8 protein-coding genes are annotated in these 12,572 nt (G+C 67.7%); 7 read left to right on the top strand and 1 reads right to left on the bottom strand.

Features of this window, described 5'->3' with window-relative positions; all coding sequences use genetic code 11:
• The 3 genes from BEK98_RS01070 to BEK98_RS51065 all read left to right on the top strand — a co-directional run.
• Positions 1–1,108: DnaB-like helicase N-terminal domain-containing protein (locus tag BEK98_RS01070; RefSeq protein ID WP_244201697.1), on the top strand; the 1,108-nt coding region annotated here is incomplete at its 5' end.
• Between the two features lie 174 nt (positions 1,109–1,282).
• Positions 1,283–1,753 (top strand): hypothetical protein, encoded by a 471-nt coding sequence (locus BEK98_RS51070; protein WP_341868947.1) that lies wholly within the window; start codon positions 1,283–1,285, stop codon positions 1,751–1,753.
• Positions 1,729–2,538 carry an SPDY domain-containing protein gene (locus BEK98_RS51065; RefSeq protein WP_341868946.1) on the top strand — a complete coding sequence of 270 codons (810 nt, stop codon included), beginning with the start codon at positions 1,729–1,731 and terminating at the stop codon, positions 2,536–2,538. Before BEK98_RS51070 ends, BEK98_RS51065 begins: the two co-directional genes overlap by 25 nt.
• 172 nt (positions 2,539–2,710) lie before the next feature.
• Here BEK98_RS51065 and BEK98_RS01060 read toward each other — a convergent pair whose 3' ends face one another.
• Complete coding sequence (locus tag BEK98_RS01060) at positions 2,711–3,562, bottom strand: DUF5655 domain-containing protein (RefSeq protein ID WP_094214400.1); 852 nt, start codon at positions 3,560–3,562, stop codon at positions 2,711–2,713.
• 479 nt (positions 3,563–4,041) lie between these two features.
• On the opposite strand from BEK98_RS01060, the gene BEK98_RS01055 reads away from it, so the two are divergent.
• The 4 genes from BEK98_RS01055 to BEK98_RS01040 all read left to right on the top strand — a co-directional run bounded on the left by BEK98_RS01055 (position 4,042) and on the right by BEK98_RS01040 (position 12,564).
• On the top strand, positions 4,042–5,553 hold the full coding sequence (locus BEK98_RS01055) for a TIGR02677 family protein (protein ID WP_244201701.1): 1,512 nt from the start codon (positions 4,042–4,044) through the stop codon (positions 5,551–5,553).
• Between the two features lie 71 nt (positions 5,554–5,624).
• Complete coding sequence (locus BEK98_RS01050; RefSeq protein WP_244201696.1) at positions 5,625–6,974, top strand: DUF2398 family protein; 1,350 nt, start codon at positions 5,625–5,627, stop codon at positions 6,972–6,974.
• Positions 6,971–11,290, top strand: a complete 4,320-nt coding sequence (locus BEK98_RS01045; protein WP_094214397.1) for a TIGR02680 family protein — start codon at positions 6,971–6,973, stop codon at positions 11,288–11,290. The genes BEK98_RS01050 and BEK98_RS01045 overlap by 4 nt, the downstream gene beginning before the upstream one ends.
• Entirely contained in the window at positions 11,287–12,564 is a 1,278-nt protein-coding gene (locus tag BEK98_RS01040; RefSeq protein WP_094214396.1) for a TIGR02679 family protein, read from the top strand. Before BEK98_RS01045 ends, BEK98_RS01040 begins: the two co-directional genes overlap by 4 nt.
• Positions 12,565–12,572: the final 8 nt, after the last annotated feature.

The following is a 12,572-nucleotide window of genomic DNA, read 5'->3' as shown; positions in this document are numbered from 1 at the left end:
CCCCGACCCCGACCCCGACGAGGACGACTACCCCGACACCGTTCCTCCGCCGCGACCGATATTCCACGTCGAGCAGGCCCTCCTCGGCGCTCTTCTTCTCGATCCGCATCGTCTCGGCGACGTGACCGGGATTGCCGCCGCCTCGTTCTCCACCGCCGCGCACGCCGCCCTGTTCGCCGCGATCAACACGCTGCCCGCCCCCGACCCAGCCGAGCACGCGAAGAACACGAAGTGGCTCGACCAAGTGCTCGCCACGGCCCGCACGCAGGCACGCGGACTGACTGCCTCCTACCTGCACACCCTGATCCAGGTCTGCCCCTGGCCCCGCCACGCGCCGGCCTACGCGCGGATGGTCGAGGCCGAGCACGCCCGCCACGGTCTGCGGGCCGCCGCCGAGCGCCTCGTCCAGGCCGTCCACGATGCCTCCCTCCCGCACCCCGTCCACACGGTGCTCGCCGAGGCCGACACGCTCGCCGCCGTCGTGGACGACATCGCAGCCCGATTCCCACCCCGCGCCGGCGCCATGCCCCGCACCCCGGCACCAGCGCCGACCCCCGCACCCAACTACGCCGAAGTGGTGGAGGAGGAGCAGCTGCTGCTCGCGACCGCCACCGCCCACCCCGCGGACATGGAATCTGTCCAGTGGCTGGCCCCCGACGACTTCAACCACCCCCTGCACGCCAGCCTGTGGAAGTGCCTCTCCGCCCTGACCCGGCGCGGCGACCCTGTCGACCCCGTCACTGTCCTATGGGAAGCCCAACAGCGTGGCCTGCTGGACCATGACAGTGAGCCGGGTGAGGTGCTCCGTCTCCTAGCCGAACCGGCAGGTTCCGTGGAGCACTGGGGCGAGCGCACCCTGCAGCGTTCCCTGCTGACCACCGCCGACTACGCCGGCCGTCGCATCGAGGCGTACGCCTGCGACCCGGCGACCACGCCGTTCCAACTCGTCGTCGGCGCCCGCCGGGCCCTCGCCGACCTCGGCGCCATCCGGACTCGCTGGCAGCACGCCACCGGACTGGTCCCACCACAGCGACCACGCCCCGCGGCCACCACCCGCGCCGGCCCGCCGACCACCACGGCCGCGCGCGCCGCCCGAGCAACCCGATAGCACCCAACTACGCCGGTGGCCGGCCCCCGGAGGTCCGGTCACCGGCAGAAGCGACGACGCCCAACATGACCACCACACACCCCCCATCGACGCCCACGTCCGCCTCGACACTCACCCCACTCATCCCAGCGCCGTGACCGCCGTCCTGGCCGGATCCCAGGCCCACATCCTTCCGTGGGCCTAGAGGCCGCCGACTGGACCGTCGTGGCCAAGAACACCCTGGTGCTGGCCCGCGTCGATCACGAGGAGCCCTACTGGGCCGAGAAAGCAGGGCAGCAACTGACGGCTGGCGGGATCACCGTCGAGATCACCCCCCGGCTCCAGGAAGCCATGGCCGAGAAATGGACCTGGGCCGACTACCCGATGCCCTGGTGCACCCGCAGCGAGGTCCGCGAGGTCTCCAACGAGCCCCAGAAGATCCGTGACGACATCCGCCACGGCCAGCTCCTCATCCACGCCCACGCCGAGGAACTGGCCACACCATCGTTGCGGTCGGCACCTACCTCGGCAGCGGCAAGAGCGTCTACCTCCACGGCGAGGACCACCTGCGGCAGGTCGCCGACGTCTTCGACTCGCCCGCCCAAGCCCTGGTCGCCTTCGAGCGAATCCACGGAGCCACCATGCTCCCCGGCCCGGCGCCGATGACGGACACCGAGCGCGCCGCCGCCGAAGCCCGAACCCCGCTCGCCGTACCCTCGATCCAACCTGACCCCACACGCCCAGAACGGGAAACGGTCCCGGCGTACGCAGCCGATGCCGGCGACCACGATGCCCTCCTCGAAGCGTTCCTCGACGCGCACGGCGACTGGGAGAAGTGGAGGACCTGGTCCGATGAAACGACCCACGCCATCCACGAATCCCAGACCCTGCGCATCGAGCGCATCCACGAAGCGCCCTCCCACGAGACCGCGTGGACCGTGGCCGCCTACGAGAGCCCGGTATCCGACCGCATGTGGGTCTTCACCCTGACCGGCGGCACCCCCGCCCCCGTGCTGCGGGAGCTGCTGGATCACCTCGCCGACGGCTGGGACGCGGACGCCAGCGCAGACGAGAAGACCGTCACGGCCGCCACGCAGCCCCTTTCCGACGCCGGGTGGAAGCACACCCTGGACGGGCGATGGATCCGCTGGACGTCCCCTGCCGGGGACGCAGGGGTCCAGTTCGACGCCTTCGCCACCCAGCACCCGCAGCAGACGCTCGCCACCTGGACCGTCTGGGCTGGCCCAGAACCCGACCGCCCGACTTGGACCCTCACCACGTCCCCGCACACCCCGAGTTCGCTGCTGACCGCCCTCTCCGAGAACCTCGCCCACGGAACCGGCACCCGTCAGGCGAAGACCGCGGGCCGCGAATGCAAGACGAGCCTCGGCACCACGCTGCCAGCCATCGCGGCGGTCACGGCCAGTCCCGCAGCCAGCCGTACACGCTGATCACCAGGCCGTCAGAGCGGCGCAACATAGCGCGGGATCGCCGGTTAGCCAAACCGGCGATCCCGCGAATCATTGATAGTCCACCGCCACGACCTGCCCGCACGTCGAAAGGGATCACTCGACGACCACAGATCCGACACCTACCGCTCATGGCCAGGATGCCGTCGAGCGATCAGGCAGCCGCGTAGCTCGCGCGGAACAGATTCTGCGCTTGCTCCACGTCCCTCGGCGTGCGGAGCTGCACCTCCAAATCGCCAGTCCCGTGGTGGCCGAGCCCGGACACGTCCCGGGTGAACCCGGGAAGAAGATCGACGTGCTTCGGGTCGACCTTCAGGTAGACAAGGAGCTTGCTCCGCTGAGGCGGGCACACGCAGGCGAAGTTCCGCACACGCTGATACGCCCGGTACTGCTTGCGCTCCACGCGGTTCACACCGTCCCCGAGAGCGAGCAATGCCTCGTCGACCGCGGTCGCCAGCTCTACCATCGACGCGCCCCGAACATCGGCTGCCGCGCGCGCGACAGCCTGCCGGCGCGCCCGACGGGCTACCTGCGTCCCGCCGCTCACAGACGCCACGGTCTCAAGCCCGAGCAGGTCGTTGCCGAAGAGTCGGTAGCGCACCAAGTCGATCGACCTCCGGTGCTCGCGCACGGCGTGCACGTCGTAGCGCGTGAAATCGCCGGCGATGCAGATCAGGCGCGGCTCGCTCCACAGCACCTGGGACGCGACCGTCGCCCCGAGCCGGTCGCAGACCAGGTACTCGAACTCGGCGCGGTGGTCCATCAACCACGCGAGGTAGAACAAGCCCTGGTTGATGACGCCGGCATCGACACCCCGCTTGTACTCGACGATGACCGGAAATCCGTTCTCGTCGAGACCGAGCGAGTCTATCCGGCCGCCGTGGACCGGTCCCGTGCTGTACTCGCTCGCCAGGAATTTCACACCCAGCAGCATCTCCATGTGCGCCTCGACGAGGCCCTGTACCTCCGCCTCGACCTCAGCAAGACGCGGCATGACCTCGGTCATGCCGCTATTCGCCGTGTGGAATAGCTTCAGGCCGCCACCTTCCCCTCCTCGGCTCAGAGACCATGAACGCCCAACCGCGGCAAGATTGTTTCCACGGGAGGCTTCGGTCCTGTGAAGATGGTGTGAGGGACTACCTGCGAGCCACCGAGGCGCACGCTTCTCGGGGATTTGCTGTTCCCACATACGGCCCACGGATCCCTGGAACAACCGCATAAAGTGCTGCGTTTTCGCAGGTTACCGCTCGCTCGTCTCGCCGACATCCGTCGGCACCACACGAAGCAGCGCTGAGCCGTCAGCCGACACACGGTTCCCACCCCACTCCGCAGCTTGTCAACAACAGCCTTAACTCCCCGTACAGGGAACGAATGTCAGTGGCACCTGTCAGGGTATGTCGCAGTGTGCAACGGACTGAGGGGGCACAGGTGTTACGACGTGATGACTCGGGAGTCTCCGAGTCATTCGATCTTGATTCATTGACGGTGGGTGACCGCCTGCGACTGTTCAATTTCACGCAGCGTGATGACCACATCGCCTATCTATGGGTGCTGCGGGCGATGAACGTCCTACGAGCCGTGCACCAACTGCAGGTCCACCCCGACGACGTCGCGAACGCACTGAACGAGCTCGCCATTGCGCACGACGAGGTGCCGTCCGCTGCTGGCTTGAACCTGCGGGCCATGCTCGACAATCTCTCGTCGGACAACGAGCAGGTCCTGTATCGAGTGGAGGACGCAGCGCGGTGCGGCAACTTGGCCGCGTACCGGAACCGGCAGTCGGTCTACCAGTTCACGGAGATCGGCTACCGCGTCTATTGCGCGGTGGAAGAGGTCATCGGCTCCCGGGTGCAGGACGCAAATCTGTCGCGGCTGGTCTTCGCCGACATCTTGGCGGACTTCAAGGCGCTGGCGAGTGCGAACCGGGAGGGCGACCAGGACGAGGTGTACCGCAAGCTCGCCCGGCTCGACACCGTGCTGGAGGACATGACCCAGCGAGCGGCACGCTTCTATCTGACCTTGAACGACGTGGCGCGTACGACGGACATCTCCCCGGAGACGTTCCTGCGGTACAAGCACGCTCTGCTGGCGCACATGAGTGAGTTCACGGCGGAACTGGAGCGTTACGCGCCCCGGCTGGCCGAGGCCGTGTACGAGGTGGAAGACAGCGGGGTGGAGACCCTGTTGGAGCGGGCGGCCGCAGTGGATGAACGGCCGATGATGCGGCCGGCCGCGCGGCTTGAGGACTGGCGGCGGCGCTGGATGGGGCTGCGCCAGTGGTTCTTGGCCGACGGTCCTGTGGAGACCAAGGCGGCTCAGCTGCAAGGCGCTACCCGCACGGCCATTTCCGGGGTGATCGCCCTGCTGCGGCAGGTGACGGAGTCACGTCGAGGAGGGGTAAGCCGGACCACCCAGCTGCGGCATCTGGCCGCCTGGGCGGCGGCTGCGCCGGATGAGCAGGCTGCGAACGCGCTGGTGTCCGCCGCCTTCGATCTGCGTTCGGTACGGCATCTGTCAGGCGCTCACGACGATGACGACCAGATCTCGCCGCGGGCGACATGGTGGGATGCGCCCGGTGTGGAGATCAGCATCAGCCTGTTCCGGCATGGCAAGCGGCCCGCACCGGGCGGGCCGCAGCCGGTCCGTACGCGCCGTGGTGCGCATCTCCGGCTGCGAGAGCAGCAGCTGGCGGCTCGGGCCGCGGACCGGGAGGCCGCCACGGATCTCCTGGACCACGGTCCCCACGACCGGGTGCTGAGCGAGGCGGAGACCCGCGCCGTACTCAAGCTGCTGACTCGCGCCCTCCAGGCGCGAACGGTCGTCGCGGGCCGGCTGCGTTCGGGCACCGGCAGCAGCGACGTGCTGACGCTGCGCCTGGTCCCGAACGAGCGCGGCAGCCAGTTGCGGACCGAGACCGGCACGCTACACCTCCCCGGCTTCGCCTTGGAGATCAAGCCCCATGGTTCGATGCGCCGACGCCGAACGGAGAAGCCCTGATGCCCGCCCATCGCGTAGCCGCCTCCGTAGAGGCTGCGGACCTTGGCTCGTACCAGCAAGCTGCCCGACTCATGCTGCTGCACGGCGTCGTCACCGAGAGCTATCCCCGAGCCAAGGCGCTTGCGCTGGTGCTGCAGTGGGCTGACGAACTCGCCAAGGACTTCCGTGACTTGTTCGGCTACTCCTTGCAGACCAGCGCGCGTCACGCACGGCTGCTGCGGCGGCTGGACGCGTTTGATGCCAGCCAGGCGTTCCTCACGGTGAAGAGCAAGAAACCATTTGACCGGCGACGGCTGGCCTACCTATGCCTGATCCTGGCCTGCTTGCACCGGTCACGCATCGAAATCAACCTCGCCGATCTCGTCAAGCTGCTCACACCGTCCGCTAACGCGATCGAGCACCTGGGGTTCGATGCAACCGCACCGGGCCACAAGGACGCAGTCGTTGACGTGATGGACTGGCTTGTCGACCGAGGGGCGCTGCGGATCTCCGATGGCTCCATGGAGGACTGGGCCCGTGACCACGACCGCGGCGATGCACTGTTCGACATCGACCACGACACCTGCGCGGCGCTCTTCAGACCGAACAAGCCACTGCAGCACCTGGTCAGCGCTGCCGGCCTGCTGGACACCCAGACCGCCGGCACCGGACGGGACCCTCGTCGGCGCTTTGCTGCCCAGCGAGCCCGTCGCATGCTGATCGAGTACCCGGTGGTCTACTTCAGCGACACCGACACGGAGACAGCGATAGCGCTGCGCCAGCCCACCCTCGCCGAGGACATCGCACGGCTGACCGGATTGCCTATCGAGCGCCGGGCCGAGGGCATCATGCTCGTCGACACCACTGGGCACTTCACTGACAAGCGATTCCCCGGCCGCGGCGGAGCGGTCAACCGCACTGCCGGGTTGATGCTCGCGAAGATCGCGGACTTGCGGGAAGACCCGGACCGGGCCAGCAGTCTTCAGTACCTCCTGCCCGCCGGTCCAGGAGAGGAACACGCGGACCTGCTGAGCCGAATCGACATGGCGCTGCCGCAGGCAGGCACGCTCGAAGCCTTGGCGCACGACCCGGATGCGGACACTGATTGGTCCGCGGACGAGGCCGATCCGGACGTCCCAGAACATGAAGGACAGACGGGCTTGCCCTTCGTGGAACACGGCACGCTGGAGCAGATGATCAACGAGCTCTATGAAGAATTCGGCCCCTCCTCCTTCACCAACAAGTGGCAGGCCGACCCCGGCGGGCTGCTAGCAGAGGCAGTCGCACTCCTGGCGGACCTGCGCCTGGTCCACGTCGTCCCCGGCGGGATCCTGGTCCGGCCCGCGGCCGGCCGCTACCGCAACATCACCGCCGTCCTGCCACGCCTCGCGCACGACGGCCAGTTCGCTCTCGACTTCCCCACTGAGGAAACCTCTCCATGACTCTCATCCCCCACTCCCGCACCGCTGACGAGTCGGAGGTCCGCTTCAAACCCACCCGCGCCGGAGTGATCGGCCTCTGGGACTACACCGACGAGGAGTTCGTCTTCGCCGATGGCCGACTGGTCCTGCGGGGGCACAACGGCTCCGGCAAGACCAAGGCCCTCGAAGTGCTCTTCCCCCTCGTGCTGGACGGTGTCCTCGACGCAAGGCGTCTTGATCCGTTCAGCGGCGAGGAGCGGACCATGAAGTCGAACCTGCTCTACAAAGGGCAGGAGTCCGCCTACGGCTATGTGTGGATGGAATTTGCCCGCACCGGACCCGACGGGGAGGTCCTCGAAGCCGTCACCGTGGGGATCGGGATGCGGGTGACCAAGCAGATGGCCACACCCGCCCGCTTCTTCTTCGTCACCGACGGCAGAGTCGGCATCGACTTCGGCCTGCTGGACGCTGCCTCACGCCCGCTGCGAGAGAAGGCCCTGGAGAAGCTGCTAGGCAAGAAGGCCATCCTCGATACGGCGGAGGCGTACCGGGAGAAGATCGATGACCGGCTCTTCGGGCTGGGCCGTGAGCGTTACAGCCAGCTGGTCAACCTTCTGCTCCAGTTGCGGCGCCCGCTGCTGGCCAAGGATCTTGACCCGGTCAAGCTGTCCGACACCCTTACCGCCGGCCTGCGCCCCGTCGACGATGACCTCATCCTGCAGGCCGCCCGCGACTTCGAGAACCTCGCCGAGATTCAAGCGCTCCTCAACGCCCTGACAGAGGCGGATACCGCGGTCCGCAACTTCCTGCGTGAATACACCAGTTACCTGCGCGCCCATGCCCGTGACCGCGTCGACCACGTCACCGGGCGCATCCAGGACACGGCCGCCCAGTGCGAGAAGATCATGGAGGCGGCGGAGGACCGCCGCACCTCCGAGCGGCAGCTGGCCTCCGCACAGCAGGAGCGGGATAGCGCCGAACGCCAGTGCAACGAGCTCGGCGCACGCCTGGCCGAATACAAGAACCACGACGCCATCAAGCAGCAGCACGGGCTCAAGGAACTGCGCGACCGCGTACGCACTGAACGCCGGGGCATCGCCGACAGCGAACGCCACCTCAACCAGGCTCAGAAGAACTTGGCCACCCTCAGGGGAGAGGCTGAGCGCGCTCTCCAGCGGCACGATGAGCTGCGCAAAGCGGCCTCCCGGCACACCCACAGCCTGATGGACGCCGCACGCCGCTGCGGCATCCTGCACGACGACGCCGCGCTGGATCTTGGTGCCGAGCTGCACACGGACCTAGCAGGTCGCGTAGCCGCGCGTCGCAACGAACTGGAGGACGTACGCGCCCACCTCAGCGCCTTTGAGGATGCAAGGAAAGACCAGGACCGCGAGCAGGACCACTGTGACGCGGCCGACGGTGAGCTGACTGAGACCGAGCGGCAGTCCGCCGCGGCAGCCGAGAAACTCGGGATCGCCCGCACCACGGCCAGCCAGGAGCTGGACCAATTCATCGGCCGCTGGAGCAGCGGCAACGACATCGCGGTCTTGGCCGCCGCCGACGGTGACGTGCTGCGCGCGGCGATCGGCGCGGTGGGGGAACCCGAAGCGACCCCCCTGCCGGAGGTGTTTCGTTCCCTCACCGACCAGCGCCGCACCAAGGCCCTCACCCGCGTCGAAACCTTGAAGCGGGAGCACGGCGACACTGCGGACGCTCTGCGCAGCAAACAGGATGAGCGCGCCACCGTGGCCGCCGAGGCTGATGACGCGCCCCCACCCAGTGACCTGCGTCCTGCCAACCGCGATGAGCGGCACGGTGCTCCGCTGTGGCAACTCGTGCAGTTCGCCGATCACGTCCCCGACGACCACGCAGCCGCTGTGGAGGGCGCCCTGTACGCGGCCGGCCTGCTCACCGCCTGGCTGCACCCCGACCCTGCACTGACCGACGAGGCACTGCACGACAAGGTCGCCGACGCCTATCTGCGCGCACTGCCTCCCGCGCAGCGGCCGACCGGACGCACCCTGGCCGATGTACTGGTCGTCGAAGATCAGCAGCTCGTGGACGCCGCGGCCGTGCAGGCCGTCCTGGCGTCCATCGCCGTAAGGGACGACGCCCTTGCAACGGACGACGCGCTGTACGGCCCTGCGGTCACGACAGGCTCCCACTTCTGCCTCGGCGTCCAGATCGGTGCACATCCCAAGGAACAGCCGGAGTACATCGGAGCCACCGCGCGAGCCGCCCGTCGGCGCGAACGGCTGCGCCTGCTCGAAGAATCCATCGCCACCCTGGAAGCTCAGCTCGCCGGCATCGAAGAACGACAGCGATACGCGCAAGAAGCGTACGACGACTTCGACCGCGCCAGGGGTGAACTCCCCCGCGCCCAGCCGATCACCGAGGCGGTACGCGAGGTGGCCGTGGTGGCGGAGAAGGTCGCCGGCGCCCGCCGCCGCCTCACCGAAACCCGCAAACGCCTCGACGGGGCGATCGCACGCGCCCACGAGAAGAACCGCCAGCTTCGGCATGCCGCCTCAACCGCACGGCTGCCCACCCTCCGTGAGGAACTGAACAACGTCGCCCAGGCCATCGACGACTTCGCCGACGCCGGCAAGGCGCTCTCCACCTGCCGTGAGCAGGCCGATGCCGCCGAGCGCGACATCGCCAGCCGCAGGGAGATCATCGCAACGCAGACCGCGTCCTGCGCAGAACAGGCTGAGGCGCTACAGGCGCGTAAGGATGAGTTCGCCGTTCAGGATGAACGTCTGCGCACCCAGGAAGCGACACTCGAAGCCCCGCTGCAAGAGATTCTGCAGCAGATCGCGTCCTCGGAAGAGCAGCTAACCTCGGCGCAGAAGACGTACGGCCGTGCGAAGAAGGACGCGGAAGAGCAGCGAGATCGGCTTCTTAAGGCTGACCATGCCCTGGAATTCGGCCGTACAGCACTGGCCACGGCCGTGGCTGAGCAGGTGCGCACCACGCTCACGCTGGAGCCGTATGCCCGGCCCGACCTTCTCGGCCTCCTCGAAGCGAACGCCGAGACCGTCTGGCTGCCGCACGACATGTGGCCGAGCCCCGAGCAGGCAGTCCAGGCCCTCATGGACCGCCTGACCTCGCCCGGCACTTCTCTCACGGGCACGGAGGCCGCCCAGAACGTCGTCCCCGCATCCGTCGCCTCCTTGATCAGCGCACTCGACGAGGCGACCCGAGGCCGGCCGATCACCGCGAGCCTCCTGAAGACCGTGACGACCAAGATCTCTACCGCTATCACCGCGCTGGAGGCAGCCCTGCTGGAGTCCGATCAGGGCTACCTCTTTGAATGGGAGCCGGCTGGTGACATCATCCTGGCCCGGGTGACCGACAGCGAAGGGCCAGCTCCCGTAGCGGACTTCGCCCGCCATCTTGCCGAACAGCTCGCTGATCAGAGCGTGCTGCTGGAAGACAAGGAACGGACTGTCCTGGAGGACGGACTCCTGACCGGGCTGGCCGAGCAGATCCACGACCGCACCGTCGCCGCCCGCGACCTGGTCAAGAACATGGACGCCGACACCCGCTCCAAGCCGATGTCCTCCGGTACGACGGTGGGCATCAACTGGGTCATCTCCGACGCGCTCACCGACTCCCAGCAGGCTGTCAACAAACTGCTCGACAAGGACGCCTCCGGTCTTGGCCCGGCCGGACTGGCCGAACTCCGCTCCCACCTGCGCAGCCAGATCCGCGCCAAGGCCGCGGCCGACAAGAAGAGGAGCTACCAGCAAGTGATCGCGGAAGTCCTGGACTACCGCGCCTGGCGCAAGTTCGAGCTCCGTCTGTTCCGGCCGGGCATGAGCGAGGAGGAGCGGAAGAAGGGAGAACTGCTCACCAAGGCCAAGCACAGCGTGATGTCCGGCGGCGAGAAGTCCGCATCCATCCACCTGCCGCTCTTTGCAGCCGCTCACGCCCAGTACAGCTCCGCGTACCCTGCCTGCCCGCGGCTGATCGCACTTGACGAGGCTTTCGCCGGCATCGACGAGAAGTACCGCCCCGACCTGCTCGCCCTTACGGCCAAGTTCGACCTCGACCTCTTCATGACGGGCTACGACCTGTGGATCACCTACCCTGACGTGCCGCAGATCTCGCACTACGACATGAAGCATGACGAGGCGTCTCACACCGTCTCCGCCATGCTGCTGGTCTGGGACGGCGAGCAGATCCTCGATGACCTCGAGTATCCCGGATCCGACGATCTGGCTGCCGAACTCCTCGGCTTCGCGCCCCGCCGGCACGTTCCCGCAGAGGCAGGACTGCTCGCGGACATCCCTGAGGACGAGCCGACGAACGACGATGCCGAGGAAGCAGAATGACCGGGTCAGCAGAGGCATACGAGCGCTACCGAGCCCCCGAGTTCCGTCGGCTCCTGGCCGCTGCCCGTCGCTCGCTCGAGCGCAACGGCGGCGAGATCAAGGGCTCCATCGGCCTGACCAACCCGACGACGGCCGAGCGCAACGCCATCATCGGCATCACCGGTACATACCGGTCAGCCGACGTCCGCCGCATCACCGTCCCCCTCTCAGCGTTGGAGCAGAGCGTCCGCAACGTCACAGCCATGTCGCTCCGCGATGTCCTGGAACGAATCGGCCCCGAACTGCGCTTTCGCGCCGACGAGCGGACCGCACTCGATCAGGCCCGGCAGACGATCCGCGCCGAGGGCGAGGCCAGCCCGCTGCACGCCGAGCACTCCTGGTACCGGCAGTGGCTGGCCGGCCTCGCATCCGACGGCACGATCACCGGACTGATCAATAAGAAGGACACCCACTTCTTCAGCCAGGCCGTCCGGGTCCTGGAACACCTCTACAACCAGCCCAGCGACGCTCCACCGATCATGCTGCCCGCCCTGGCCGACGCCACCACAGGAGACACCAAAGCCCTCAACCCCGGCCGCGGCTCTCTGCCGACTCTGGTCCTGCGGGCCCTGGCCATGGCACGTGGAATCCCACTCGAGTCAGGAGCCGAGGCTCGGCGCGAGCTGTGGGACGCCTTCGACGTCATCGTCGATGACCTCGCCAGTCGTGTCCTCGTCCTCAATCTACCCGCGGCCGGCCAGGGGCTGGGCCAGTGGCTCACCGACGCCGCCCGCTACGGCACTCCTTTCCACGTCACCCTCCACCAGCTCATCACCCTTCCGATCACCGTGGACCTGCCAACGGTGTACGTCTGCGAGAACCCGGCTGTGCTCCGCCGCGCCGCCGGTGAGCTCGGTGCCGGCAGTCCGCCGCTGATCTGCGCCGAGGGCCGTCCCTCGACCGCCTTTCACCGGCTGGCGCGACTGATCGTCGAAGCTGGCGGCACCTTGCGCTATCACGGGGACTTCGACTGGCCCGGCATCGACATGACCAACCAGCTCCGCGCCCGCTACCAGGCCGAACCTTGGCGGATGACCGCTGCGGACTACCTAGGCGGTGTTCGCGCCGACAGCGATCACGCCCAGCTGAGCGGAAAGCGGCAGGACACCTGCTGGGAGCCAGAGCTCGCCGAGGCCATGGAAAGGGAGAACCGCGCTGTCTACGAGGAGGCGGTCACCGACATACTTCTGGCCGATTGGTCATATGAGTCACAGGGCAGATCCAGCGAGGCATAAGAAGTAGC

The organism is Streptomyces diastatochromogenes (assembly GCF_002242805.1).
Taxonomy (GTDB): domain Bacteria; phylum Actinomycetota; class Actinomycetes; order Streptomycetales; family Streptomycetaceae; genus Streptomyces; species Streptomyces diastatochromogenes.
The sequence above is the reverse complement of the archived record's forward strand: the minus strand, read 5'-3'. Positions and strand labels throughout refer to the sequence as shown.